This window comes from Spirillospora sp. NPDC029432, from assembly GCF_040703975.1.
In the GTDB taxonomy this organism is placed as follows: domain Bacteria; phylum Actinomycetota; class Actinomycetes; order Streptosporangiales; family Streptosporangiaceae; genus Spirillospora.
In genome coordinates this window covers 24,391-48,704 of sequence record NZ_JBEZWH010000036.1, presented here as the reverse complement: position 1 = coordinate 48,704, position 24,314 = coordinate 24,391, and the positions used below count along the sequence as shown (strand labels likewise).

The window sequence follows — 24,314 nt, the reverse complement described above, 5'->3', positions numbered from 1 at the left end:
ACCCGGTTACCCCCGGCGTGCCGTTCCATCCCGCACCACCCGTTTCGGACGGGGATTTCGGTCACGGGTTCAGGATCACCTTCACGGCACCGTCGCGCTTCTTCTGGAAGATCTCGTACCCGTGGGGGGCCTCCTCCAGCGGCAGGTGGTGGGTGGCCAGATCCTCCACGCCGAGCGGGTCGGAGTCGCCGGTCACCAGCGGCATCAGGTCGTCGATCCAGCGCTTGACGTGCGCCTGCCCCATCCGCAGCGTGATGCCCTTGTCGAACATCCGCAGCATCGGCAGCGGATCGGTCATGCCGCCGTACACCCCGATGAGCGAGATCGTGCCCCCGCGCCGGACGATCTCGATCGACTGGAGCAGCGCGGCCATCCGGTCGACGCCGACCCGCGACATCAGCGGGGCCGCCGCCCGGTCCGGCAGCAGCCCGGTGATCGTGTGGGCGAGATGGCCGGCCGGCGAGCCGTGCGCCTCCATGCCCACCGCCTCGATGACCGAGTCCGTGCCGCGCCCGTCCGTCATGTCCCTGACGGCCTCGGCCGGATCCCCCGCGGCGGTCTCGTCGACGACCTCGATGCCGTGCCGGCGGGCCAGCTCCACCCGTTCCGGCACCGGGTCGACGCCGATGACGCGGTGGCCGCGGTGGCGGGCGATCCGCGCGCACATCTGCCCGATCGGGCCGAGCCCGACGACGGTGACGCTGCCGCCCTCGGGGATGTCGGCGAACTCCACGCCCTGCCAGGAGGTGGGCAGCACGTCCGACAGGTAGACGAACCGGTCGTCCGGCGGCCCCTCGGGCACCTTGATCGGGCCGAACTGCGCCTGCGGCACCCGCAGGTACTCCGCCTGGCCGCCCGGCACCCGCCCGTACAGCTTGGTGTAGCCGAACAGCGCGGCGCCCATCCCCTGGTCGCGCACCTGCGTGGTCTCGCACTGGGCGTACAGCTTCTGGCCGCACGTGCGGCAGTGGCCGCAGGAGATGTTGAACGGGACCACCACCCGGTCCCCCGGCCGGATGTGCGTCACCTCCGGGCCGACCTCCTCGACGATGCCCATGGGCTCGTGGCCGAGGATGTCGCCCTCGGTCATGAACGGACCGAGCACCTCGTACAGGTGCAGGTCCGAGCCGCAGACGCCGCTGCTGGTCACGCGGATCACCGCGTCGTTGGGTTCCTTGATCACCGGGTCGGGCACGGTCTCCACGCGCACGTCGCGCTTGCCGTGCCAGGTGAGTGCCTTCATGGGAGCGGCCCTACCCGGCGCACCGGCCCGAAACATGGCGGCGAACATGGCGGCAAAGAGTGACGTTCCGGCCGTTTAAGGCGCGGCACACCGGTGAGGCTGGTTGTCAACCCTGCATGAAGGGCCTGCGCGTCAGGGGGACGCGCATTCGGGGACACGGCCTCTCTCCGGCCGGCCGCCGGCCTCGTCGCGCTGCCATGTGCGAGGCCGGCGGTTTCCGCCCCCATTCTCCAGTCTCACCTCTTTCCCCCGTCTTCCCCCGCTTCCCCTGTCCCGCCCCTTTCACCCCGCCCGGGCCGCTAGCCTCCTGGCTGCGACTGTCGATCAACGCGGTGTGCCAGGGGGCGTGCATGGAGTGGCCGGATCTGGGTGCGGAGCCGCGGGACGCCGGGGACGATCCGGAGGCCGCGCGGGCCCGGGTCGCGGCGGTCGCCGCCGGCCTGCCGGCCCGGGCCGTCCCGGAGTTCCTGGAGCACGCCTGCCGGGAGTTCCGCGCGGCCGGGCACGGCACCGCCGCCGCGGCGCTGTTCGGCCTGGCCCGCGAGGTCGAGGCCGCCCACCACCGGCTGCTCGGGCTGGTCCCCGACCACGCGCGGGTCCATCGCGTCCTGCTGGAGCTGGTCCCCGCCGGGGTGATCACCCCGGAACTGGTGCGCGGCCATCTCGCCGGGCTGGCGGCCCGCCCGGACGCGGCCGCCGCCCACGCCGAGGCCAGGGAGCTCGCCGAGGCGTTCGTCGCGGCGGGGAGCGTCCCCTACTTCAGGTTCGTGGCCGATCTGGTCGCGGTCGCCGAGGCGGCGGGCGGGGGCCGGGACGCGGAGGAGGACTTCCTCGCCGAGCGGCTGCTGCGCGGCGGCCTCCTCCCGGCCACGGCGCTGCCCGTCTGGGAGGCCCTCGCGCCGGCGCTCGACCGGCTCTGCGGCGGCTCGGCCGAGCTGCTGGACCTGCTGATCGCCGCCGAGCCCGACACCGGCCGCTACGAGGCCGCCGTGATCAGGGCCCGCTTCCGGCGCGAGTGGCTGGACCGGCTGGCCGCCGCGGGCGCGGGCGCCCGGCTGGCGCCGGAGTGGTTCGCCGCGCTCGGCCCCGCCCCCGCCGAGCCGCTCGCCCGGCTCGCAGGCCAGGCCGCCGGCCGCCTCTTCCCCCGCACGCCCGCGGACGGCGGCGACCCGGGGCGGGACCCGGCGGTCAGCGCCGTACCCGAGCCGAGCGCCCTGGCGCTCATGATGCTGCACCGGCGCGGCGGCACCCGCGTCAACCTGCCCCACGAGAACGTCGCCGAATGGCTCGCGGGCAGGCTGGAGGAGGACCCCGCCGGATCCGTCCGGGATCTCTACGGCTTCGTCGGCGCTCTCGGCACCTACAGCAACATCGACTATCCGGCCATGCTGAGCGACGCCTGGGAACGGCCTGAGGTGCGCGCCGTACTGGAGGAGCAGTCCGCGGCGTGGACGGCCGAGGCCGCGGCCGGCGACCTGCTGGGCCTGGAGCTGGCCCTGCCGCTGCTCAATCCGCTCGCCGGCGCCGGGTTCGCCGCCCTGGGCCGCGACGTCCTCACCGCCCGCCCGATCACCGACCCCCAGGAGGCGCTGCTGCGCGCGCTGCGGACCGGGATCCCGGAGGAGCTGGAGTTCCCGGCGCTCGGACCCCGGAACGCCGAGGGCCCCAGCGCCACCGTGATCCAGCACGGCGGGCTGCTCACGATCGCGAGCGGCGAGACGTCCGTCGAGGCCCGGAGCGCCGACGGGACGGTCGCGTACGGCGACGTCCGCCGCCCGGACGGCTTCCACCCCTGGTACGACGGCGAGCACTGGTACGTGTCCCGCCTGCACGAGGGGGTGTGGCAGACCTTCCGGGCGGCCGGGGACGGCGAGCTGAGCGCCGCGCCCGAGGCCGTCGGCCGCCGCCCGGAGGCGCCCGCCGAGGCGGAGGTGACCTTCCCCGGCGCCGCCGCGCCGGGCCGCGTCCTGCTCCGGGACGGCCTCCTCCACCTCGTCGCGCCGGACGGCGCCCCGGCCGGCCGCCTCCAATACGGCCCGGTGCAGAGCGCCACCGCGCCCGGCGGGTACCTGCTGCCCCCGCCCGGCTGGTGGCCCCTCCTCCCGCCGGTCGATCCGGAGGGCTCGGCCGCGCTGCGCGGGATCGGCCGGGAGACGGTCGAACGGCTCATCGAGGCGGCGCTGCGCGGCCAGAAGGCCCGGACGGCCGAACTCGACCGCCTGCTCCCACGGATCACCACGCCCCGGCTGCGGCAGGGCGTCGAGGGGCTCGTCCAGCGCGCCGCGGACTGCCTGACGGGGGTCCTGCGGCTGCACGGCCGGGCCGGGACCGAGCCTCCCGGACGGGTTCCGGCGCTGGTGCGGACCGAGCCCGGCCGCCCGGCCGCCGCGCCGGTCACCGCGACCTCGGCCATCCGGGTGCTCAGCGAGATCCTCACCGAGGCGGCCGGGGCCCGGCGCCTCGACCGGGCGTACCCGCTCGACCCCGTGGAGCTGCCGCCCGGCACCGGCGGCCTGTGGTTCACGTTCGGGCGGCTGGGCGGCAAGGCCCTGCTCGCGGCCTGGCCGTGGACGTCCGGGCACGAGCGCACCCGCCTGCTCGACGCCCTGCGCGCCTGGCGCGACACCCCGTGGGGCGACGGCGGCGGGCACTGGCGGCAGCTGAGGTACCGCGCGCGGGCGGGGGTGCAGCGGCCCGAGGGAGAGGTGTGGAGCACTCCCAACGGCGCCCTGCTCGTGATCGGTTATCAGGGCCAGCCGCACCGGGAGGCGACCGCGGTCGAGTACTCGCCCGACGGGCGCTTCGAGCCGTTCGACCTGCCCGGCTGGGCGCCGTACGGGACGCCGCTCCCGCAGGGCTGGGGCGGCGGCGAGGCGATCGCCCGGTTCGACCGGCTGCTCGCCGAGCGCGGCCCCGCCCCGTACGACCTGGCGGGCGTCCGGGAGCTGGCCGGGCGGATCGGCGTCCCGGTGGAGGAGGTGGCCACGGCCTGCTTCGGCTGGCCGTACTACGCCGGGCACGAGCGCGACGTTCCCCGGTACCCGCGGGAGGTCCTCGACCTCTACCACGATCCCGCGACCGGCGAGCGCATCAGGATCACGATGCGCGGCCGCCGGCTGGAGATCGACATGCGGGAGGTCATGATGCCCGCCGATCCCGCGGAGCTGTGGGAGCGCGGGCTGGACGTCGACCGGATCGCGGCGTGGTGGGAGGCGGGCGGCAAGGACTCGGCGCCCCTGGGTTGAGCGGGCGCCCTGGACGGTGGCGCGGTCAGCCGCCGTCGCGCGCCAGGTCGAGCGGGTCCAGCCGGCGGATGAGCCGGAGGGCGGTGTCGGCGACCGCGGCCGCCTCCTCGGCGGTCTCGCACGCGGCGACCTCCCGGGCCGCCTCGCCGATGACCGTGGTCAGGACGGTCACGACGGCGCGGTCCTCGGGGCCGGTCCCGGCGCCGAGGAGCACCGCGTTCTGCCGGATCCAGTCCCGGCTGCGGGTCCGGCGGAGCAGCTCGAAGCCGGGCGGGGCGTCGCCGTCCATGAACAGCCGGACCAGGTGGCGGCGCTCCCACGAGCCGCGCAGGAACGCCCGGGCGCCGGTGACGAACAGTTCGAGCGGGTCGTCCTCGCCGGCGGCGCGGGCCTTGGCGACGGCGCTGGCGGCGTTGCTCTCGTACTCCTTCTGGTGGTCGTCCCACAGCGCCAGGAACAGCTCGCTCTTGCCGCCGAAGTGGTGGTAGAGGCTGCCGACGCTGGATCCGGCGCGCTCCACGACCTCGGCGACGCTGGACTCGGCGAAGCCGCGCTCGACGAACACCTCCCGGGCCGCGTCCAGCATCACCCGGCGCGTCTCGGCCGTGCGGCTCCACTGCCAGGAGCCCTCGCCGGACCGGCCACCCGATTTGCGCGACATCGCCCCTCCACCCCCTTCACCACCCTCCAGATTACCGAACGGCGTTCCAGAATCGGGCGGGGGAGCGTTCAGGAACTGTTCAGGTTCGCGGGAGGAACCACTCAGCGTCGTCCCCTAGGGTGGCCCGGATGCCCGCCAGCCCCACGCCGCCGGACGCCGCTCCCGCGAAATCCCGGCCGGCGAAGACGCCAGCGCCCACGCCCGCCTCCGACGCCCCACCCACGGTCCCGGCCCCCTCGTCACCGGCCGGCGGCGGCGCCCGCCTCCAGTGGCTGGACGCCCTGCGCGGCCTGGCCGCCCTGGTCGTGGTGTTCGAGCACTCGCTGGACGTGCTGTTCCCGGAGATCCGCAGGGGCGTCAGCCCGTGGTTCGACTTCGGCCGCTACGGCGTCTTCGTCTTCTTCATCGTCAGCGGCTACATCGTCCCCGCGTCGCTGGAGCGGCGGGGCAGCGTCCGCGAGTTCTGGATCGGGCGGATGTTCCGCCTCTACCCGCTGTGGGCGGTCGCGGCCGTGGTCGGGCTCGGCCTCGGGCTCGCGAAGGCCGGCTGGGACCCGCCGGGCGACCTCACCGCCAAGCCGTGGACCTCGGCGCTGGCGCACCTGACCATGCTGCAGGACCTGCTCGGGGTCCCCAACGCGCTCAACGTCTTCTGGACGCTGTCGTACGAGATGGTGTTCTACCTGCTGGTCACGGCCATGTTCGTGGCCGGCGTGCACCGCGCCAGCGCGCTGACCGCCGTGCTGCTGGCCGCGGCCGCGGCGGCGTTCGGGGCGCTGCTGCCCACCACGCTGCTGGCCGCGCACTCCCGCGCGGGCACGATCGCGGCGGCGGCGCTGCTCATGGCGGGCGGGCTGGTCGCGGTGATGAGCGGCAACCGGGTCGTGCGGCGCTGCGGGGTGGCTGTCCTGGGCGTGCTGGCGCTCGGCCTGGTCACCCTCAACCACCGAGTCGGCGGTGTGGAGAGCCTGGCGATCATCGCCACGATGTTCGCCGGATCGGGCATCTACCGCATCCAGAAGGGGCAGACGCCGCGGTGGCCGGGCATCGCGGCGGTCGTGGCGGTTCCGGTGCTGACCCTGGCGGGCGGCGCGTACCTGGCGCTCACCGAGCAGAGGCTGCCGTACGGCGCGACCGGCGACTGGGGCTGGCCGGCCGCCGTGGCCGCCGCCTGGCTGACCTTCGCGCTCGGCATGCTGCTGCGGAACCGCCGGATGCCGCCGTTCCTCCCCTGGCTGGGCGTGATCAGCTACTCGGTCTACCTGCTGCACTCGCCGGTGGTGCAGATCATCTGGCGGATCACCGACGAGCCGGACCGGATCACCGTGCCGGTGCGGCTGCTCTGGATGGTCGTCCTGATCTCCGCCGTGCTGGTCGTCGGCGCGCTCGCGCACCGGCACATCGAGCTGCCGATGCAGCGGGCGGGCCGGCGCCTGATCCGGCGGCGGCGGGCGCGGGCGGCCGCCGCCGATGAGTTTCCGGCGCGCGCCGAGTCCCTCTCTCCGGGACCGACCTGACCGACCCGGAGGAGCCTCGGATGATCGACCTGACCCGCGCCGCGCGGCGGACCGCCGACCTGATCGCCGCCGTGCCCGACGAGCGGCTGGACGCGCCGACCCCGTGCGAGAAGACCTCCCTCGCGCAGCTCATCGTGCACGTCGAAGGCCTGTCGCAGGCGTTCGTCTGGGCCGCGCGGAAGGACCCCGCGATCCACGAGGACGCCGCCCCGTCGCTGGAGTCCGCCGAGCTGGAGCCCGGCTGGCGCGAGCGGATCCCGGAGCGCCTCGCCGAGCTGGCCGAGGCGTGGCGCGACCCGGCCGCCTGGGAGGGCATGACCCGCGCCGGCGGCGTCGACCTGCCCGGCGAGGTCGCGGGCCTGGTGGCCCTGGACGAGGTCGTCGTGCACGGCTGGGACATCGCCCGCGCCCTCGACCGCCCCTACGACGTCACGCGGGAGGAGGCCGAGGCGTGCATGGCGTTCGTGTCGGAGACCCCCGAGGACCCCGAGCCGGACAACGGCCTGTTCGGGCCGCCGGTCCGCGTCCCCGACGAGGCCCCGATCCTGGACCGCCTCATCGGCCGGACGGGCCGCGACCCGTTCTGGACGCCCGGGAGCCGGACGCCCTGAGCACCGGCCGCGCGATGGGTTGCGCGCAATAGAATCGGTGGCATGACCGATCCGCTGCTGCTCGACCACCAGGTGTGCTTCGCCCTGCACAGCACCTCCCGGGCGTTCGACGCGCTGTACCGGTCGGAGCTTCGCGGGCTGGGGCTGACCTACCCGCAGTACCTCGTCATGCTGGCGCTCTGGGAGACCGACGGCCTTACGGTCAAGGCGCTGGGGGCCCGGCTGCGGCTCGACTCGGGCACGCTGTCGCCGCTGATCAAGCGGATGGAGACGGCGGGCCTGGTCGAGCGGCGCCGCGACCGCCGCGACGAGCGCTCGGTGTCGGTGCACCTGACCGCGAAGGGCGCCGCCCTGAAGGAGCGGGCCGCGCGCGTGCCGCACCGCGTCCTGGCGGCCAGCGGGCTCGACGCCGAGGAGATGCGCACCCTGCACGCCCTCCTCGACCGCGTCACGGCCAGCCTGGACGCCGCCGTCTGATCCGCTCCAGGCGGTGCCGGTTCGCGCCGTGGTACTCGCTCGACACGGCCGGGATCCCCGGTTCGGGGAAGTTGGGGTAGACGCCCCCCGACCAGTACGGCCGTACCGTCTCCCACGCCCGCGCCAGCCATCCCGACGGCTCCCGCCCCTCGGCGACGGCGGCGGTCAGCTTGAGCAGGAAGCGCTCCCCGCGGTGCGGGAAGGCCGTGGCGTCCTCCGGGACGCGGTTGTACGCGCCGCTCCAGGGCGAGAAGTCCAGCTCGCGGGCCTCCCCCGGTGACCGTTCCGCGAGGTCGCGCACCAGCCGCCGGACGGCCTCGTCCGGCAGGGAGCCCCGGAAGAAGCCGGACTTGATGTGGTCGTGCGGCGGGCGCGGGCCGCCGCCGAGGTCGTACCCGGCGAGGAAGTCCTTGGTGTCGCGGTGCGGGGCGTGCCTCAGCAGGGTCCGCTCCGGCGGCGCGCCCACCGCCCGGACCAGCGCGTCCAGCATGGCCCGGGTGGCGTCCTCGCCGGCGAGCGCCGCGCCGAACACGTTGACCCGGGTGGTCTTCCCCGCCGTGATCACCAGGCTGGCGGCCAGCGCGTCGGGCGCGTCCGGGGCGGCCTCCTGCCAGGCCGCGATGACGTCCGCGGCGTGCTCGTACGGCCAGACCAGGTGGAAACCCGTCGCGTCCGGGGCCGGCACCGTGCGGAACGTCAGCTCCGTCACCACCCCGAACCCGGCCGCGCCCGCGCCGCGCAGCGCCCAGAAGAGGTCCTCGTCGCGCCCCTCGCCGCACTCGACGATCTCCCCGTCCGGGAGGACGACCCGGGCCGCCACCAGATGGTCGCAGGTCAGCCCGTACGTGCGGCCGAGGATGCCGAGCCCGCCGCCCAGCGCCAGCCCGGCGATCCCGACGGTGGGACCGCAGCCGGCGGGGATCGTGCGGCCGTGCCCGGCGAGCGCGTCGTAGACCTCCCCCAGCCGGGCGCCCGCCCCGGCCGTGACGAGCCCGCCCGCCACCTCGATCGAGCGCAGCGGCGCCACGTCCACGACCACGCCGGGGGTCGTGGACCGGCCGGCGAAGCAGTGCCCGCCGCTCCGCACGGCCAGCGGCCCGTCCCCGGCGTACTCCAGCGCCCGGACGACGTCGGCCTCCGACGCGCACCGCACCACCGCGCGGGGGCGGACGCCGTGGAAGCGTTCGATCCGCGGCCTGCGGACCCGCTCGTACTCGGGCGTTCCCGGCAGGACGAGCGCGTCCCACCCGGTCATGACCCGGCCCCGCGCGGCCGGGCCCGCACGTGCATCCGCTCCCCCTGCCGCCCGAACAGGCTGAGGACCTCCACCGGACGGTCGTCGGCGGAGCCGAACCAGTGCGGGACCCGGGTGTCGAACTCGGCGGCCTCGCCCGGTTTCAGCACCAGGTCGTGCTCGGCCAGCACCAGCCGGAGCCGGCCGGCCAGCACGTAGAGCCACTCGTACCCCTCGTGGATCTGCGGTTCCGGCTCCCCGCCGCGCGGCCCGATGACCATCTTGTACGCCTGGAGCGCGCCCGGCTGGCGGGTCAGCGGCACCACGGTCATGCCGTTCATCTCGCGCGGGGCGAGCCGGACCCGCGGATCCCCCACCTCGGGGGCGCCGACCAGCTCGTCCAGCGGCACCTGGTGGGCCCGCGCGATCGGCAGCAGCAGTTCCAGCGTCGCCTTGCGGCCGCCCGACTCCAGCCGCGACAGCGTGCTCACCGAGATCCCGGTGGCCTCCGACAGGTCCGACAGCGTGATGCCGCGCTTGGCGCGCAGCTCCCGCAGCCGGGGCCCGACCTTGGCCAGCACCCCGGCCACCAGCCCGGTTTCATCAGTTTCGTCCACCGCTCCATTGGACCCCACCCTTGCCGTAACGGCAACCCTTGTTGCCGGAAGGTTCAGGCCGTGAGGAGATCCTCGAACGAGGTGGCCGGGTCGGCGTACGGGTCCTCCCGCACCGCCGGCGGCCGCGCCTCGACGGCGGCGGCCAGCTCCCCGGCGGCCTGCTCGACGCGGCCGACCAGGTCGCCGGAGTCGGCCCAGTCCTCGGTGGCCGCGTACACGGCCGTCGGCACGGTCCGCGCCCGCAGGTACGAGAACAGCGGCCGCACCGCGTGCTCCAGCGCCAGCGAATGGCGCGCCGTCCCGCCGGTGGCGCCGATCAGGACCGGCTTGCCCTCCAGGGCCTCCTTGTCCAGGACGTCGAAGAACGTCTTGAACAGGCCGCTGTACGAGGCGTTGAAGATCGGCGTGACGGCGATCAGGCCGTCGGCGCCGGTCACCGCGTCGATCGTCCGCCGCAGCGCCGCGGGCGCGAACCCGGTGACCAGGTTGCTGGCCAGGTCGTGGGCGTGGTCGCGGAGCTCGATCGCGACGACCTCGGCGGGCAGCGCGGCGGTGGCGGCCGCGGCCAGCCGGTCCGCCAGCAGGCGGGTCGAGGACGGCTGCCCCAGGCCCGCCGAGACGACGGCGAGGGTGCGTTCGGTCATCGGGTGGCCTCCTTGACGAGCTGGGCGTGGGTGGGAGCGGTCGCCGGGACGTGGGCGGGGCGCAGCGCCTCGAACTCCTTGCGGAGCACGGGCACGACCTCCTCGCCCAGGATGTCCAGCTGCTCCAGGACGGTCTTGAGCGGCAGCCCGGCGTGGTCCATCAGGAACAGCTGCCGCTGGTAGTCGCCGAACGAGTCGCGGAACGACAGCGTCCGGTCGATCACCTGCTGCGGGCTGCCGACGGTCAGCGGGGTCTCCTCGGTGAACTCCTCCAGGGACGGCCCGTGCCCGTAGACGGGCGCGTTGTCGAAGTACGGGCGGAACTCGTTCACCGCATCCTGGGAGTTCCTGCGCATGAACACCTGGCCGCCGAGCCCGACGTAGGCCTGGTCGGCCTGGCCGTGGCCGTAGTGCTCGAACCGCCGCCGGTACAGGTCGATCAGCTGGATGAAGTGCTCCTTCGGCCAGAAGATGTTGTTGGCGAAGAACCCGTCGCCGTAGTAGGCGGCCTGCTCGGCGATCTGCGGGCTGCGGATGGAGCCGTGCCACACGAACGGCGGGACGCCGTCCAGCGGGCGCGGGGTCGAGGTGAACGACTGGAGCGGCGTGCGGTACTTGCCCTCCCAGTCCACGACGTCCTCCCGCCACAGCCTGCGCAGCAGGTGGTAGTTCTCGATCGCGAGCGGGATGCCGTCCCGGATGTCCTTGCCGAACCAGGGGTAGACCGGGCCGGTGTTGCCGCGGCCCATCATCAGGTCCACCCGGCCGTCGGCCAGGTGCTGGAGCATCGCGTAGTCCTCGGCGATCTTCACCGGGTCGTTGGTGGTGATCAGCGTGGTCGAGGTCGACAGGATCAGCCGCTCGGTGCGGGCGGCGATGTAGCCCAGCATGGTGGTCGGCGACGAGGGCACGAACGGCGGGTTGTGGTGCTCGCCGGTGGCGAAGACGTCCAGGCCCACCTCCTCGGCCTTCAGGGCGATGGCCACCATCGCCTTGATCCGCTCCGCCTCCGACGGCGTGCGGCCGTTCGTCGGGTCCGTGGTGACGTCGCCGACGGTGAAGATTCCGAACTGCACGCCGTCCTCCTTGATAGTAGAAGTTTCAACTACTCTAGCGGAACCGGGCGGCCCGGCGTTCTATTCCGGTGCCCGCGGGGCCCCGGGACCCCGCCTAGACCGAGGCCGCGAGGGCCTCCACCAGCCAGCCGTGGGCCGCGCCCAGCGTCACCCGCTCCCCGGTGACCTCCGCCACCAGGCCCCAGTAGCGCGCCATCTCCGGATCGGCGTCGGCGGCGAACGCCCGCAGCAGATCGCGGCGGAACTCGGGGGTGTCGCGGCCGCCCCGTACCAGGGCATGGGTCTCCACCAGCAGGTCGAGCGCCGCGCCCGGCCGCGGCGGCCGCCCGGCGCGCAGCTCGGGCTCGGCCAGCGCGCACGCCTCCGCCGCGCCCTCCAGCAGGGTCGGCTCGTCGGCGATCAGCGTCACGTTGACCTCGCCGCGGGCCCGCAGCCGCCGCGCGAGCGCCCGGTCGGCCGTCAGCGCCACCAGCTCGGCGTACGCGACGACCTGGGCCGGCTCCGGGTCCACCGGCGGCGCGGGCACCACCCGGTCGAGGAAGGCGTCCAGCATCGCCGGCGGGAGCGGGGCGACCATGCCGCGGCGCCAGAACCCCGTCACCGCGTCGTGCGCCGACGGGCCGCTCTCGACCGCGGCCAGCAGCTCCAGGCGTACGGCCCGCTCGGCGGGGTCGGCCTCCTCCACGGCGCGCAGCGACGCGCGCCGCCACGCGAGCGCGGACAGCTCGGCGTCGAGCGCGGCCCGTTCGGCGGCGATGGCCTCGCCCAGCGCGCGCTCGCCGGCCAGCACGCGGCTGATCGAGTGCAGCCCCAGCCCGAGGCCGCGCAGCCGGCGGACGAGGCGGAGGCGCTCCACCGCGTCCCGGTCGAACCGCCGATGGTTCCCGGTGCTGCGCCGTACGGGAAGGATCCCTTCGTCGCAGTAGAAGCGGACCGTCCGCACCGGCAGCCCGGCCAGCCGCGCCAGCTCCCCGATACCGATCGTGTCGTCGCTCACATGCACTTGAACCTCCACCCGGGTGGAGCTCCTAGCGTACGAGGCCTACCGAAGGAGGCACATATGACCACCGTGACCACGCTGTCCGCGGACCGGATCGCCGAGGGGCTGCGGGAGGAGACCGGCGCGTTCGCCGGGATCGTCGCCGGGGCCGACCCGGCGGGGCGGGTGCCGACCTGCCCCGAATGGACCGTCAAGGACCTCGTCGAGCACGTGGGGAACGCGTTCCGCTGGACGGCCGGCCTCGTCGAGAGCCGCGCGGCCACGCCCGAGTCGCTCGCGCCGCTCACCGAGGAGGTCGCCCCGGCGGACTGGGCGGCCTGGCTGAAGGAGGGCGCCGAGCGGCTCGCGGACGCCGGGCTGCGGGAGGCCGGCACCGAGGTGTGGACCTTCCTCGGGCCGCGACCGGCGGTCTTCTGGCCGCGCCGCATCCTGCACGACCTGGTCGTCCACCACGCCGACGCCGCGCTGGCGCTGGGCGTCCCGTACACCGTGGCGCCGGACATCGCGGCCGACACGATCAGCGAGGGGCTGGAACTGCTGGAAGGCCCGGAGGCGGCCGCGCGCAAGCCCGAGCTGGGCGAGCTGCGCGGCGACGGCGAGCGGCTGCTGCTGCGGCCGGACGCCGGGGACGGCTGGCTGATCACCCGTACACCGCGGGGGGTCGCCTGGACGCGCGGCGACGGCGAGGCGGACGTCGTCCTCGAAGGCACGGTCGCCGAGCTGCTGCTGGTGTTCTCGCGCCGGCGCCCGCTGGACGGCTCGCCGGCGCGGGTCACCGGCGACCGCGCGCTGCTGGAGCACTGGCTGGCCCATACGGCGTTCTAGGCGGGCCCGCTAGCCTCGTGCCATGGTGACGCCCGCACACTCCCCCGCCGAACCCCCGGACCGCCTCACCGACCCGCGCGACCTCCTCACCGGCTATCTCGACCACTACCGGGACGCGCTGCTGCGCAAGCTGGACGGCCTGTCCGACGAGGGCCTGCGGACCGCCCCGCTGCCGTCCGGCTGGACCCCGCTGCAGCTGCTCAAGCACCTGACGTACGTGGAGATCCGCTGGCTGCGCTGGGGGTTCGCCGGCGAGGACGTGGCGCACCCGTGGGGCGACCGGGGGCCCGGGGAGCGGAGCCGGGAGGAGCCCTGGTACGTGGGCGAGGACGAGTCGGCCGAGGAGCTGACGGCCGCGTTCCTGGAGACGTGCGAGCGCTCGCGGCGGATCGTCGCGGGCGCCTCGCTGGGCGAGTTCGCCCGGCCCGGGCCGCGGTTCGAGGATCCGGACCGGCCACCGTCGCTGATCTGGATCCTGTTCCACGTCCTCCAGGAGTACGCGCGCCATCTCGGCCATCTGGACGCGGCCCGGGAGCTCATCGACGGCAAGGTCGGCGAATAGCCGTCCCTTAGAAGAGTTCCCCCGTGCACACGCCCCGTACGGTACGGGTCGCGACCACCAGCCACGCCGCCAGCAGGAGGGCGTAGAGGGCCAGCGCCATTCCCGTGAAAACGTGCAGGCCGGTGTGGCGCGCGAGGCCGGCGGCGCCCGTGACGCACGTACCGACAGGGAACGTGTAGGCCCACCACGTCATGGCGAACGGCATTCCCTTCCGCATCGCCCGGACGTTGGCGGAGGCGGCCACGACCAGCCACACGAGCGCGAATCCCATCACCGGAACGCCGTAGACGATGGGGAGCGCCTTCATCGCCGCCGCGTATTCCGGAACGGCCGCCGCGGAAACGTCCGCGAGCTGGTTCATGGCCGTCGTGGACTGCCCCAGGGGGCCGAGGACGAGGAACAGGGTGGGCGTCAAGGTGATGGGATCGAGTTCGCCCTGCGCTAGCCCGGTCCAGATGCCCGGTAGGAGGAGCAGCGTGCACAGGAGGCTCGCTCCGAACATCGCGTAGCACGCGTACAGCATCGTCGCCTGCGCCTGGCCGGGCGGGAGATGCGGGACGAGGGAAGGCCCGAGAGCGGCGGCCACCATAGGGGCGACCACGGGCAGCAGCCATCCGGGAACCGCGCCGCCCTCCATGCGCCAGCGCGTCACCATCAGGTACGGGATGCCGCACGCGACCGCCACCGAGTAAACGGCGCCGAGGGTCCATAGGACCGCGTCAATGGTGACCGCCGCATGGGCGCCGATGACGTCCGGCCCCAGGACGAGAGTGCCGTGCCCCACCGCCAGCAGCGCCATCGGGGGGCACCCGTAGAAAACGGCGTTGGAAGGGCGGTCGAGAAGCTGCGCCTTGGCCTCGTCCCAATGGGCGGCCATGTGCGCGCCCCGTACGGCCGCGACGCAGAACAGCAGGACGAACGACAGCAGCCACATCGCCACCGCGAACGCGTGCAGGCTCGGGACGCGCACCGGGAGGACGCTCGCCGCGTTGGCGACGATCGCGGTCCCCATGACGGCGGAATGCCATTGGGGCCCGAAAGCGCGCAGCGGAGGGGCGAGGGCCTGACTCATCACCATGGAGCCAAGCGTCGGGGTCGAACGTGGCCGCCGCTAGACGGCGGTTCCCTATGGGCACATAAGGCGGCCTTATGGGTGCCCATAGGATGGCCTCATGGCCGTCACACACCGAGTGCCCGATCTGGGCGCCCTGGAGCTGCTGCTGGCCGTCGTACGGCTGGGCAGCGTGGGCCGCGCCGCGGCGGAGATGGGCGTCACCCAGCCCGCCGCCAGCGCCCGCATCCGGTCGATGGAGCGGCAGATCGGCGTACCGCTCCTGGAACGCTCGCCGCGCGGCTCCAGCCCCACCGAGGCCGGCGCCCTGGTCGCCGAGTGGGCCCGGCAGGTCCTGGACGCGGCGCGCGCGATGGACGCGGGCATCGCCGCCCTCCAGGACCGCCGGGACGCCCGGCTGCGCGTGGTGGCGAGCCTGACCGTGGCCGAGTACCTGATGCCCGGCTGGCTGGTGGCCCTGCGCGAGGCGCGTCCCGGCACGGCGGTGACGCTCCGTACCGCCAACTCCACGGCGGTGGCCGAGCAGGTCCGGACGGGCAAGGCCGACCTCGGCTTCGTCGAGGGCATCCGGACGCCCGCCGGCCTCAGCGGCACCGTGGTGGCCTCCGACCGGCTGGTCGTGGTGGTCTCGCCCCGGCACGCGTGGGCCCGCCGGCGGTCCGGCGTCCCGGCCGAGGAGCTGGCCGCGACCCCGCTGATCCTGCGCGAGCGGGGCTCCGGGACGCGCGAGGTGCTGGACCGGGCGCTGGCCGCGTTCGGCGGCACCGCCCCGCCGCTGCTCCAGCTGGCCTCGACCACCGCGCTCAAGGCGGCGGCCGCGTCGGGCGCGGGCCCGGTGGTGGTCAGCGAGCTGGCCGCGGCCGACGAGCTGGCGGGCGGCCGGCTGGTCGCGGTGCCCGTCCCCGAACTGGACCTGAGCCGCCCGCTGCGCGCCGTCTGGCCCGCCGGGCAGCGGCCGGCCGGCCCGGCCCGCGAGCTGCTCGCCCTGACCCGCCAGTCACGCCCCTAGGCGGCCGCTCAGACCTGGTCGTGGGCGCCGGCGGGGGCGTCCAGGACGGCCTGGATCTCCAGCTGGACGGCGATGGTCTCCCCCAGCATCACCTTGTCGCCCTGCAGCGGGACGTTGAACTCGATCCCGAAGTCGCGGCGGCTCAGCGCGGTGGTGGCGGTGAACCCGGCGCGGGTGCCGCCCCACGGGTCGTTCTCGATGCCGTGGAACTCCACCAGCAGGCGGACCGGACGGGTCACGTTCCTGATCGTGAGCTCGCCGTCCAGGTGGTAGCGGGGGTGCCGGGCGCGGCGGCCGATCGCGGCGCGCTCCACCCCCGTTCCGACGAAGGTCATCGCCGGGTACCGCTCCACGTCCAGGATCTCCGACGACCGCACGTGCGCGTCGCGCTCGGCGCTGCGGGTGTCGATCGACCCCATCGCGATCTCCGCGCTGGCCGACGAGGCCAGCGGGTCCGCGGCGATGCGGATCTCGCCCTGGAAGTCCGGGAACGAGCCGCGGACCGTGGTCATCAGGTGCCGGATGGTGAAGGTGACCTCCGAATGCGCCGGATCGATGCTCCACCGGCCGGCGATGAGGTCCGGCGCCACCGTACTCACAATGCTGATCCCCCCAGATCAAATCGCTCAAGACGTCAGAATGTACAACAAACACGGCAAAGGGGACGTGACTCGGGGGCCGGACGGGGAACGAACCGTACATGATCGGTGAGCATGTACTGGCCGGGTACACCGCCGGCTCCGGCGGCCGGGAGGCGCTCGCGCTGGGCCGCGCGATCGTGGCGCTGACCGGCGGCCGGCTCACCGTCGCGACCGTCCACCCGCCCGGCCGCCCGGCCGCCGCCGGCGAGGCCGCGGCCCTCCTGGACCAGCTCGGCGACGACCTGGAGGGTGCCGAGACCACCCTCCAGGAGAGCCGGGGCGTCGGCCGCGGCCTGTCGGTGCTGGCGAGCCGGATCGGCGCCGACATGATCGTCGTCGGGTCCGCCGACGGCGGCGCCCGCGGCCGGGTCGCGATCGGCTCCACCGCCGACAACCTGCTCCACTCGGCCACCGAGGCGGTCGCCCTGGCCCCCGCGGGCTACACCCCCGCCGAGACCCTGACCCGCATCACCGTCGCGTACGTGCGCCGCCCCCAATGCGACGAGGCCGTGGCCCGCGCCGCCGACGCCGCGCGCACGCTCGGCGTCCCGCTGCGCCTCCTCACCCTCGCGCTGGACGACGACCGGGACCGGCTGCGCGACGACCTGGCCCTGGCCGTACGCGCCTCCGGCCTGGACGCCGAGGCGACGCTCGCCGAGGGCGACGACGTCGCCGACGCCGTGGGACGCACCTCCTGGTCAGAGGGTGAACTGCTGATCTGCGCGAGCAGCGAGGACGCCACCGCCCACCGCGTCTTCCTGGGCGAGATCGCGCTCAAACTCCTGCGCGCCGCCCCTTGCCCGGTCGCCGTCCTCCCCAGGGGCTACGCCGTATAGCCCCTTTTGACCGGTTTCCCCAGCAGAACTTGCCACTCCACCTTTACCCCGGCTACATTCCACCGAGATCGGAACGTGACCTTGGACCGGGCCAGGAGAGTCATGGACCCCATCGGCAAGAAGCTCCTCGAGATAGCCGAGGACAACCTCGGCTACACCGAGAAGGGCGACGGGTACACCAAGTTCGGCGACTGGTGGACCAAGACGCAGGACTCCGATCACAACCCGTACTTCAAGACGGCGCCCTGGTGCGACATGTTCCTCGCCTGGGCCGCCGAGGAGGCCGGGGTCGAGGAGCAGGCGGGCCAGTTCGCCGCCACCGTCGACCACGCCAAGTGGTTCAAGAAGCACGACGCCTGGGGCACGAAGCCCGAGCCGGGCGCCCTGGTGTTCTTCGACTGGAACGGCTCCAACGACATCGACCAGATCGACCACGTGGGCCTGGTCGAGAAGGTCGACGGCAAGACGATCCACACGATCGAGGCCAACGCCGACGGCTACAAGCTCATGCGCAAGAAGCGCGACATGGACACCATCGTCGGCTTCGGCTACCCCGGCAAGGTCGAGGTCAAGCAGGAGAAGTACACCCCCAAGCACGCCGCCCCGGCCCCGAAGGTCGAGTCCCTCACCGGCGCGGCCCCCAAGTCCCAGACCGGCGAGAAGACCTCCGCCACCGAGCTCCCCGCCCAGGAGGCCCTCCTCACCGGCGCCCTGGCGTTCGTCCTGTGCGGCACCGTCGCGCTCGCCGCCGGCAAGGCCGCCGCCGCCAAGGCCCCGACGGCCTCCCCCATCCGCGTCCGCAAGCGCGGCAAGCACCACCGCGTGCCCGTCCAGATGCCCGCCGACCTCACCCCGGCCGACCTGGACGCCGCCGAGAACGAGACCACCGTCATGCCCGCCCTCTCCCTCGCCGCCGCCCACGAGGCCGAGGACCGCGAGTTCTGGGGCCGCATCGCCCACTTCGAGGAGGACGACGAGCTGGCCTTCTGGGACTCCCTCCACGCCGAGTCCACACTCTCCAGCGCTTCCAAGTACGCATCCGCTCCAAGCTTCCGCTAAAGTTAACCCTGCGAGCCGGGGGGAAACCCCGGAGAGCAAGCGGAAGTGGCTCAGTGGTAGAGCATCACCTTGCCAAGGTGAGGGTCGCGGGTTCGAATCCCGTCTTCCGCTCTGAGGGGGCCTCTGCACCAGGCGACGCCGACGGCCTCGCTCGGTGGAGTGGCCGAGAGGCGAGGCAACGGCCTGCAAAGCCGTGTACACGGGTTCAAATCCCGTCTCCACCTCACCCGTACCCGGGCGATTAGCTCAGTGGGAGAGCGCTACCTTGACACGGTAGAGGTCACTGGTTCAATCCCAGTATCGCCCACCACGAAGTCCCACCTCAGGCGCCTGTCCCCCACCCGGGACAGGCGCCTTGATCGTCTCCCGACCGCTACCGCGCCGCCCCACCCGCGAGGGCAAGGTCTAGGTGGTGATCTCGTAGGTGAAGGAGTAGCGGTCGAGTTCGGCCGCCAGCGGGCCGTACCGGCCGGCTTCGTCGCCCGCGGGGCGGATGAGGGCGTGGGGGCGGCCGTCGCGCAGCTCGATCTCCACCTGTGCGGCGAGTCCCGCTCGGGCGAGTTCGTCGGTGATGAGGCGGCGGACGGCGTCCTGGAGGAGGGCGGGCTTGTAGATCTTGCCGACGGCGGTGACCGGCAGGGCGGCCACGACGCGCACGGCCTTGGGGGCGGCGGCCGGTTCGGGGGCGCGGTCGCGGGCCCAGGCCAGCAGGTCCTCCTCGGTCGCCTGGGAGGCTTCGGTGAGCACGAGGTAGGCGGCGGGTACCTCGCCGGAGTGCGGGTCGGGTGCGCCGATGACGGCGGCGGCGGTCACGTCGGGGTGGTCGAGCAGGGACTCCTCGACGAGCTGCGGGTCGATGTTGTGTCCGCCGCGGATGATGAGGTCCTTGGCGCGACCGGTGAGGTAGAGGTAGCCGTCTTCGTCGACGCGGCCCAGGTCCCCGGTGAGGAGCCAACCATCGAAGACCTTGCCGGCGGGGTCGGGCGCCGGTCCCGTGGGGCCGGGGCGCAGATAGCCGGGGAAGACGCTGGGGCCCTTGATGGCCAGGACGCCGGACCGGCCTGGGGCGCAGTCGGCGGTGGGCCGGTCGCCGGAGTCGAGGGTGACGGCTTTGACGTGCTGGTAGGGCAGGCGCAGCCCGACGGTGCCCTCGCGGGGCGCGAAGGCGGGGGTGGCCGCGGTCGCGCACGTCGCCTCGGTGAGCCCGTACCCCTCCAGCATGGGGACCTTCGCGGTGGCCTCGAAGGTGGTGCGGACCTTCTTGGGCAGCGGTGCCGCGCCGACGGCCCCGGCGCGCAGGCTGGACAGGTCGGCGTCCGCGGGGATGGCGGGGAGATTGGCATAGACGGTGGGCACGCCGGAGAAGCTGCTGACGCCGTAGTGCTCGATGATGCGCCAGAAGTCGGCCATGAGGGTTCTGTCGCGGTAGCCGAGCGGGCCGAGGGACACCACGGGCCGTCCGTGCATGAACGGTCCGAGGCCGGTCACGTGCAGGGCGTTGACGTGGAACAGCGGCAGCCCCGCCAGCACCACGGCGTCGTCCAGGTAGGCGCCGGAGCAGCCCAGCGCCCACGCCATGTAGACCTCCATGGCGTGGGTGTGGGGGGCGACCTTCGGGACGCCGGTCGTGCCGCCGGTGTGGAAGTAGGCGGCCAGGTCCTGGGGCCCTGGCCGGCGTGCCGTGTTCAGCCGGTCGGCGGGCTGCGCGGCGGCCATCTCGCCGAAGTCGATCTCTTGGGAGGTGAGGCCGCTCCGGGCGGACCCGACGGCCGCCAGTGCCCGCAGGCGGGGCAGGCGGGCCGCGATCCTCCGCGCCTTGGCCCACAGGTCCGGGGCGAGACCGGGTCCGGGGGCCAGGAGGAGGTGCGCGCCGGTCAGCGTGAGGATCTCCACGATGTGGTCTTCGGCGAGCATCGGGTTGACCGGGGTGACGATGCCGACGGCCTGGGCGCCGAGCAGCGCCGCGTAGGTGGCGCCGAGATTGGGCAGCATCAGGGCGACGACGCCGCCTTCAGGCAGGTCGAGCGCCAGATAGGCGTTGGCCGCGCGGTGTACCTCCTCCAGCAGGTGCCCGAAGGTCCAGGTGGGCGCGTTCCGCCATCCGGCGCCGTTCTCGCCCAGAAGGTGCAGCGCGGGATGGTCGGGATGTGCGCGGGCGGTGCGGGTGAGCAGTTCGTAGGTGCCGGCGGGCAGGTCGCGGTCTGCGAGCGGGACGGCTTCGATGGCCGGGACGTCCTCGGGGAAAAGGACGAGGGGGCGGTCACCTTGGGTGTGCGGGGCGGGCGTCATCGTGTCTCCTCAAACAGGGGTGGGTGAGTCGCCGGGCGGCAGCGGGTGATCGCAGAGAGGCGGGCGATCAGCGCGGGCACGGTGAAGATCATGTCGGGGAGCCGGTCCGGCCGAGGTCGGGCAGGGCCGCGCACAGCTCCGCCACGTCGCGGCCGGTCCTGGCGACGGCGCCGTCGGGCCGGACCAGGACCGCCGCGGCCCGTCCGCGCCGCAGCCATGCGTGCAGCGCGCTGCCCGGCTCAGCGCCCACGAACAGGGCGCCGCGCCGGTCGATGCGGTCCCGCTGCTCCCTCGTCGGCGCCGTCGCGGCGACGATCGTGAACCGGCCGGCGGCGATGTCGTCGACCCGCAGGCCGTCACCGATCGGCGCGTTGGGGCACAGCGTCCCCGCCAGCCCGCGGCCCGGGCGGCGGCGTGCCACCAGGGCGGTGCGGCGCAGCGCCGGGGTACGGCTGTCCAGGACGAAGTCGCTGAAGCCGGGGAAGCGCATGAGGCGCGGCGCGATGCGGCGGCGCAGCAGCATCCCGAACCGGCCGCCCCTGGTCATGGCGATTCCCATGGCCTTGGCCCGCCGGATCATGATCCGGGCGTGGGGTTCGCGTTCGGCCTGGTAGGTGTCCAGCGCGGCCTCGGGCAGGATGCCGCGCAGGACGGCGGCGAGCTTCCATGACAGGTTCGCCGCGTCGCGCAGTCCCGCGCCCATGCCCTGGCCGATGAACGGCGGGGTGAGGTGGGCGGCGTCGCCCAGCAGGAAGATACGGCGGTCCCGCCACCGGTCGGCGACCTGCGCGCGGAAGGTGTACTCCGCGATGCGTACCGGCTCCAGCTCGTCGGCGGGCACGCCGCCGACCCAGGGTGCCAGGAGCGGCAGGAGTTCGTCGGAGTCCTGGTAGTCGGCGGCGGACTCTCCCGGCAGGAGCTGGAACTCCCATCGGTAGCGGGTGTCGCCGACCCGCATGTAGGTCGCGGCCCGCTGCGGGTCGCATACCTGGTGGACGCCCTCCCATTGGCGGAGGTCCACTTTGGTGGCCACGTCGATGACCAGCCACCGCTGGTCGAACTTCAGGTCTCGCATTGTCGCGCCGATGGCGGTGCGGACGAGGCTGTTGGCGCCGTCGCAGCCCAGCATGTAGCTGCCGCGGCATGTGGCGGGATCGCCGGTGGCCAGGTCGGTGCAGGTGACGGTGACGCCGTCGGCGTCCTGCCGGACGGCCGTCACCTCTCTGCCGCCCTGAAAGGTGATCTGAGGGTGAGCCGCCATGCGGTCGCGCAGGATGCCTTCCAACTCGGGCTGGTCGAACATGTTGGCCTCGGGGAAGCCGTGCCGTCCGGCCGCGGTCCCGCGCTGGAACTCCGCGAGCACCTCCAGGTCCCTGTCCAGGAGGCGGAGTCCCCTCGCTGGACGGGACACCTCGGCGAAGGCGTCGGCCACGCCGAGCCCGGCCAGGATGCGGTAGACCTCGTCGTCGATGTGGACGGCCCGCGGCTGCGGATACACCGTCGGCCACCGGTCCAGGACCAGCACCGGGATGTCGCGCCGGGCCAGGAGGATCGCCGCGGTCATCCCGGTCGGCCCGGCACCGAGGATCACCACGCGAAACCGGTCGCGGCCGGTCATGCGTACCTCACGACGGTGCGCTGCGCGCCGAGGTCGATCGCGCCGTCGCCGGTGGCGATGCTCGCCACGATGACGTCTCCGTCGCGCAGGTAGCGGGGGTTCTTGGCCTGCCGTCCGAAGAAGATCCGCCACTTGACGGCGGCGGGCAGGAGCGATCCGATCATCTCGACCGGCTTGGGCGGGGCGCTGAGCGCGGTGCCGGCCGGGGTCCCGGTGAGCAGCAGGTCGCCCGGATCCAGCCGCTGGAAGCCCGCCAGCGTCCGCAGCGCCTCCACCGGCCGGTAGATCATGTCGGCGGCCGGCATGTCCTGGCGGACCTCGCCGTTGACGGTCAGCTTCAGCCGCAGCTCCGGCAGCCGCTCGAGCTCGCCGGCGTCCAGCAGCACCAGCCGGGGCCCGACCGGGGTGAACGTCGGGTAGGACTTGGCCTCGTAGAACTGGGTCTTGGGGAGCTGGAGGTCGCGCGCCGAGATGTCGTTGGCGATGACCAGACCGGCCACCCAGTCGGCGATGTCCCCGACCTCGGAGCCCACACGCAGGGTCCGACCCGCGACCAGGCCGATCTCGACCTCGTAGTCCAGCAGCCGCACATGGGCGGGCCTGACCACGTCGTCGTAGGGCCCGCTGAGGGATCCGGAGGTCTTGCGGAAGAACGTCAGCGGCAGCGTCGCCGGGTCCATGCCGGAGTCCTTGGCGTGCGAGGCGAAGTTCGTCATCTGCGCCACCACCCGGCACGGCGCGGTCACCGGTGACAGCAGCTCCAGGCTCTCGACCGGTACCGCCGGTCCGCCCGAGACCGCCGCGTCGATCGCATCGCGGTCGGCCAGGAGCCGCCCGGTCGTGGTCGCCGACGTGGTGATGCGCACGGCGCCCTCACCGGTCTCCACCCACCAGGCTTCCGCGGTACGCAGCACATTGACGCTCATGACGACGCCACCTTCAGCAGGCCCCGCAGGCGGGGCAGGTCGAATTCGTTGTCCTCGCGCAGCGCGCGGGCGATCGCCCGCAACTCGGCCAGGGAGGCGCGGCCGGGCTTGAGGCCGAGGAAATCCTTGGTCGCGGGCGGGCCCCACTGGGCCAGGCCCGAGGCCGTCATCGCCCCCCAGCCCGGCTCCAGCGTGGAGTCGAACAGGTCCCCGTCGGTGTAGTGCTCGACCAGGAACCCGTCGGGGTCGCGCCAGTAGTCGAAGATCTGGCTGCCCTGGATATGCCGGCCGATGCCCCACGAACGGTCGTAGCCCTGCTCCAGCAGGTACTGCCCGCCGGCGGCCAGCACGTCCAGGTCACCGACCTCGTAGGCGGAGTGCACGTACCGGTTGGACGGCCCGAGCGTCATCGCGAGCGTGTGGTGGTCGCTCGGGGTCCTGCCCCGGTCGCAGCGGATGAACGCCATCGTCGGGCCCCGGTCACGCTGCCCGTCGTAGAACAGGAAGTCGCTGACGATCAGGCCGAGGTGCTCCAGATACCAGTCGAGCGTCCGGCGGAACCGCGTCGTCTGCAGGACCACATGCCCGACCCTCCGCACGGCCGCGGGCACCCGCGGCGGACGCTGGGTCGCGTTGACGCGCGGCGACTCGTCACCGAAGTTGTGGATTAGCGGCGCGGGGGCCGGCAGCGCGGCCAGCTCGCGAGCGCCGGAGACCACCCGGACCCGCAGGCCGCCGGGGTCGGTGAGATCGACGGTGGCGCCGCCCAGGGTCTCGGGCAGGACGGCCACCGAGGTACCGGTCGCACCGGCCAGGCGCGCCAGGTCGGCCGGGTCCGCGGCGCGGAACGCCGGCCCTAGGAAACGCGACCTGCCTCCCTTTCGGATCAGGACGCACGCGGATCCCGGTTCAGAGCCGCGCAGATGCAGCTCGGTCGCGGTCTTCAACGCGACATCGAACCCGAACGCGCGGGCGAACAGCTCCGCCCGGTCCAGGTCCGGCTTCTGGAACTCCAGCCACGCCAGCCCGTCGACCTTCACGACGGGCGAGGCGGCCCGTCCCGGATGCTCGCCCGGCAGTCCCCCGAGCTCGCTGTGCAGCCCGGTGTGCGGATCAGGCATCGCACACTCCCATCATCTGACGAAATCATCA

General features: G+C 73.8%; 22 protein-coding genes and 3 tRNA genes. 12 read left to right on the top strand and 13 right to left on the bottom strand.

Annotated features, from left to right (window positions below; translation table 11 throughout):
- Positions 1–61: 61 nt before the first annotated feature.
- Positions 62–1,243: a zinc-dependent alcohol dehydrogenase gene (locus AB0881_RS25740; RefSeq protein ID WP_366620690.1), complete on the bottom strand. Its 1,182-nt coding sequence runs from the start codon at positions 1,241–1,243 to the stop codon at positions 62–64.
- Between the two features lie 350 nt (positions 1,244–1,593).
- On the opposite strand from AB0881_RS25740, the gene AB0881_RS25735 reads away from it, so the two are divergent.
- The gene (locus AB0881_RS25735; protein WP_366620688.1) at positions 1,594–4,488 is read left to right on the top strand and encodes a hypothetical protein; all 2,895 of its coding nucleotides are present in this window, start codon (positions 1,594–1,596) and stop codon (positions 4,486–4,488) included.
- A 25-nt stretch (positions 4,489–4,513) separates the two neighbouring features.
- Here AB0881_RS25735 and AB0881_RS25730 read toward each other — a convergent pair whose 3' ends face one another.
- Positions 4,514–5,149 (bottom strand): helix-turn-helix domain-containing protein, encoded by a 636-nt coding sequence (locus AB0881_RS25730; protein WP_366620686.1) that lies wholly within the window; start codon positions 5,147–5,149, stop codon positions 4,514–4,516.
- Between the two features lie 128 nt (positions 5,150–5,277).
- On the opposite strand from AB0881_RS25730, the gene AB0881_RS25725 reads away from it, so the two are divergent.
- Genes AB0881_RS25725 through AB0881_RS25715 form a run of 3 tightly spaced genes read left to right on the top strand, consistent with a single transcriptional unit; the run spans position 5,278 to position 7,754 of the window.
- Complete coding sequence (locus tag AB0881_RS25725) at positions 5,278–6,666, top strand: acyltransferase family protein (RefSeq protein ID WP_366620684.1); 1,389 nt, start codon at positions 5,278–5,280, stop codon at positions 6,664–6,666.
- Between the two features lie 20 nt (positions 6,667–6,686).
- Entirely contained in the window at positions 6,687–7,277 is a 591-nt protein-coding gene (locus tag AB0881_RS25720; protein WP_366620682.1) for a TIGR03086 family metal-binding protein, read from the top strand.
- 42 nt (positions 7,278–7,319) lie between these two features.
- On the top strand, positions 7,320–7,754 hold the full coding sequence (locus AB0881_RS25715) for a MarR family transcriptional regulator (RefSeq protein ID WP_366620680.1): 435 nt from the start codon (positions 7,320–7,322) through the stop codon (positions 7,752–7,754).
- Here the strand turns inward: AB0881_RS25715 and AB0881_RS25710 are convergent.
- The 5 genes from AB0881_RS25710 to AB0881_RS25690 form a co-directional block, all read right to left on the bottom strand.
- Positions 7,726–9,009, bottom strand: coding sequence for an FAD-binding oxidoreductase (locus AB0881_RS25710; RefSeq protein ID WP_366620679.1), 1,284 nt, complete (start codon positions 9,007–9,009; stop codon positions 7,726–7,728). The genes AB0881_RS25715 and AB0881_RS25710 overlap by 29 nt on opposite strands.
- Positions 9,006–9,605, bottom strand: a complete 600-nt coding sequence (locus AB0881_RS25705; protein ID WP_366620677.1) for an XRE family transcriptional regulator — start codon at positions 9,603–9,605, stop codon at positions 9,006–9,008. The genes AB0881_RS25710 and AB0881_RS25705 overlap by 4 nt, the downstream gene beginning before the upstream one ends.
- Positions 9,606–9,658: 53 nt before the next feature.
- Positions 9,659–10,249 (bottom strand): CE1759 family FMN reductase, encoded by a 591-nt coding sequence (locus AB0881_RS25700; protein ID WP_366620675.1) that lies wholly within the window; start codon positions 10,247–10,249, stop codon positions 9,659–9,661.
- On the bottom strand, positions 10,246–11,325 hold the full coding sequence (locus AB0881_RS25695) for an LLM class flavin-dependent oxidoreductase (protein WP_366620673.1): 1,080 nt from the start codon (positions 11,323–11,325) through the stop codon (positions 10,246–10,248). Before AB0881_RS25695 ends, AB0881_RS25700 begins: the two co-directional genes overlap by 4 nt.
- A gap of 94 nt (positions 11,326–11,419) precedes the next feature.
- The gene (locus AB0881_RS25690) at positions 11,420–12,322 is read right to left on the bottom strand and encodes a MerR family transcriptional regulator (RefSeq protein ID WP_366620671.1); all 903 of its coding nucleotides are present in this window, start codon (positions 12,320–12,322) and stop codon (positions 11,420–11,422) included.
- A 63-nt stretch (positions 12,323–12,385) separates the two neighbouring features.
- Here AB0881_RS25690 and AB0881_RS25685 point away from each other — a divergent pair, with 63 nt between their 5' ends.
- Together AB0881_RS25685 and AB0881_RS25680 are read left to right on the top strand one after the other, a co-directional pair.
- Complete coding sequence (locus AB0881_RS25685) at positions 12,386–13,150, top strand: maleylpyruvate isomerase family mycothiol-dependent enzyme (protein WP_366620669.1); 765 nt, start codon at positions 12,386–12,388, stop codon at positions 13,148–13,150.
- Positions 13,151–13,172: 22 nt separating this feature from the next.
- A complete protein-coding gene (locus tag AB0881_RS25680; RefSeq protein WP_366620667.1) occupies positions 13,173–13,712 on the top strand; it encodes a DinB family protein in 540 nt (179 codons plus the stop codon).
- Between the two features lie 7 nt (positions 13,713–13,719).
- Here the strand turns inward: AB0881_RS25680 and AB0881_RS25675 are convergent, their stop codons facing one another.
- Positions 13,720–14,784: a TDT family transporter gene (locus AB0881_RS25675; protein WP_366620724.1), complete on the bottom strand. Its 1,065-nt coding sequence runs from the start codon at positions 14,782–14,784 to the stop codon at positions 13,720–13,722.
- A 100-nt stretch (positions 14,785–14,884) separates the two neighbouring features.
- Between AB0881_RS25675 and AB0881_RS25670 the strand changes: the two genes are divergently transcribed.
- Complete coding sequence (locus AB0881_RS25670; protein WP_366620665.1) at positions 14,885–15,793, top strand: LysR family transcriptional regulator; 909 nt, start codon at positions 14,885–14,887, stop codon at positions 15,791–15,793.
- An 8-nt stretch (positions 15,794–15,801) separates the two neighbouring features.
- Here the strand turns inward: AB0881_RS25670 and AB0881_RS25665 are convergent, their stop codons facing one another.
- On the bottom strand, positions 15,802–16,383 hold the full coding sequence (locus AB0881_RS25665; protein WP_366620664.1) for a YceI family protein: 582 nt from the start codon (positions 16,381–16,383) through the stop codon (positions 15,802–15,804).
- Positions 16,384–16,493: 110 nt separating this feature from the next.
- Between AB0881_RS25665 and AB0881_RS25660 the strand changes: the two genes are divergently transcribed.
- The 5 genes from AB0881_RS25660 to AB0881_RS25640 all read left to right on the top strand — a co-directional run bounded on the left by AB0881_RS25660 (position 16,494) and on the right by AB0881_RS25640 (position 18,639).
- Positions 16,494–17,270, top strand: a complete 777-nt coding sequence (locus AB0881_RS25660; RefSeq protein WP_366620662.1) for a universal stress protein — start codon at positions 16,494–16,496, stop codon at positions 17,268–17,270.
- Between the two features lie 102 nt (positions 17,271–17,372).
- Positions 17,373–18,329: a CHAP domain-containing protein gene (locus tag AB0881_RS25655; RefSeq protein WP_366620660.1), complete on the top strand. Its 957-nt coding sequence runs from the start codon at positions 17,373–17,375 to the stop codon at positions 18,327–18,329.
- 39 nt (positions 18,330–18,368) lie between these two features.
- Positions 18,369–18,440 (top strand) — tRNA-Gly (locus tag AB0881_RS25650).
- 42 nt (positions 18,441–18,482) lie between these two features.
- Positions 18,483–18,553, top strand: a tRNA-Cys gene (locus AB0881_RS25645).
- An 11-nt stretch (positions 18,554–18,564) separates the two neighbouring features.
- Positions 18,565–18,639 (top strand) — tRNA-Val (locus AB0881_RS25640).
- Positions 18,640–18,734: 95 nt separating this feature from the next.
- Here AB0881_RS25640 and AB0881_RS25635 read toward each other — a convergent pair.
- The 4 genes from AB0881_RS25635 to AB0881_RS25620 all read right to left on the bottom strand — a co-directional run bounded on the left by AB0881_RS25635 (position 18,735) and on the right by AB0881_RS25620 (position 24,283).
- Entirely contained in the window at positions 18,735–20,618 is a 1,884-nt protein-coding gene (locus tag AB0881_RS25635) for an acyl-CoA synthetase (RefSeq protein ID WP_366620658.1), read from the bottom strand.
- Between the two features lie 88 nt (positions 20,619–20,706).
- A complete protein-coding gene (locus tag AB0881_RS25630; RefSeq protein WP_366620656.1) occupies positions 20,707–22,236 on the bottom strand; it encodes a bifunctional 3-(3-hydroxy-phenyl)propionate/3-hydroxycinnamic acid hydroxylase in 1,530 nt (509 codons plus the stop codon).
- Positions 22,233–23,162 (bottom strand): fumarylacetoacetate hydrolase family protein, encoded by a 930-nt coding sequence (locus AB0881_RS25625; protein WP_366620654.1) that lies wholly within the window; start codon positions 23,160–23,162, stop codon positions 22,233–22,235. The genes AB0881_RS25630 and AB0881_RS25625 overlap by 4 nt, the downstream gene beginning before the upstream one ends.
- The gene (locus tag AB0881_RS25620) at positions 23,159–24,283 is read right to left on the bottom strand and encodes a VOC family protein (RefSeq protein WP_366620652.1); all 1,125 of its coding nucleotides are present in this window, start codon (positions 24,281–24,283) and stop codon (positions 23,159–23,161) included. The genes AB0881_RS25625 and AB0881_RS25620 overlap by 4 nt, the downstream gene beginning before the upstream one ends.
- Positions 24,284–24,314: the final 31 nt, after the last annotated feature.

Excerpts from the sequence above, each read along its gene's own strand:
- AB0881_RS25740 (WP_366620690.1), bottom strand. The coding sequence starts at position 1,243 with ATGAAGGCACTCACCTGGCACGGCAAGCGCGACGTGCGCGTGGAGACC.
- AB0881_RS25735 (WP_366620688.1), top strand. The coding sequence starts at position 1,594 with ATGGAGTGGCCGGATCTGGGTGCGGAGCCGCGGGACGCCGGGGACGAT.
- AB0881_RS25730 (WP_366620686.1), bottom strand. The coding sequence starts at position 5,149 with ATGTCGCGCAAATCGGGTGGCCGGTCCGGCGAGGGCTCCTGGCAGTGG.
- AB0881_RS25725 (WP_366620684.1), top strand. The coding sequence starts at position 5,278 with ATGCCCGCCAGCCCCACGCCGCCGGACGCCGCTCCCGCGAAATCCCGG.
- AB0881_RS25720 (WP_366620682.1), top strand. The coding sequence starts at position 6,687 with ATGATCGACCTGACCCGCGCCGCGCGGCGGACCGCCGACCTGATCGCC.
- AB0881_RS25715 (WP_366620680.1), top strand. The coding sequence starts at position 7,320 with ATGACCGATCCGCTGCTGCTCGACCACCAGGTGTGCTTCGCCCTGCAC.
- AB0881_RS25710 (WP_366620679.1), bottom strand. The coding sequence starts at position 9,009 with ATGACCGGGTGGGACGCGCTCGTCCTGCCGGGAACGCCCGAGTACGAG.
- AB0881_RS25700 (WP_366620675.1), bottom strand. The coding sequence starts at position 10,249 with ATGACCGAACGCACCCTCGCCGTCGTCTCGGCGGGCCTGGGGCAGCCG.
- AB0881_RS25685 (WP_366620669.1), top strand. The coding sequence starts at position 12,386 with ATGACCACCGTGACCACGCTGTCCGCGGACCGGATCGCCGAGGGGCTG.
- AB0881_RS25680 (WP_366620667.1), top strand. The coding sequence starts at position 13,173 with ATGGTGACGCCCGCACACTCCCCCGCCGAACCCCCGGACCGCCTCACC.
- AB0881_RS25675 (WP_366620724.1), bottom strand. The coding sequence starts at position 14,784 with ATGAGTCAGGCCCTCGCCCCTCCGCTGCGCGCTTTCGGGCCCCAATGG.
- AB0881_RS25670 (WP_366620665.1), top strand. The coding sequence starts at position 14,885 with ATGGCCGTCACACACCGAGTGCCCGATCTGGGCGCCCTGGAGCTGCTG.
- AB0881_RS25660 (WP_366620662.1), top strand. The coding sequence starts at position 16,494 with ATGATCGGTGAGCATGTACTGGCCGGGTACACCGCCGGCTCCGGCGGC.
- AB0881_RS25655 (WP_366620660.1), top strand. The coding sequence starts at position 17,373 with ATGGACCCCATCGGCAAGAAGCTCCTCGAGATAGCCGAGGACAACCTC.
- AB0881_RS25635 (WP_366620658.1), bottom strand. The coding sequence starts at position 20,618 with ATGACGCCCGCCCCGCACACCCAAGGTGACCGCCCCCTCGTCCTTTTC.
- AB0881_RS25630 (WP_366620656.1), bottom strand. The coding sequence starts at position 22,236 with ATGACCGGCCGCGACCGGTTTCGCGTGGTGATCCTCGGTGCCGGGCCG.
- AB0881_RS25625 (WP_366620654.1), bottom strand. The coding sequence starts at position 23,162 with ATGAGCGTCAATGTGCTGCGTACCGCGGAAGCCTGGTGGGTGGAGACC.
- AB0881_RS25620 (WP_366620652.1), bottom strand. The coding sequence starts at position 24,283 with ATGCCTGATCCGCACACCGGGCTGCACAGCGAGCTCGGGGGACTGCCG.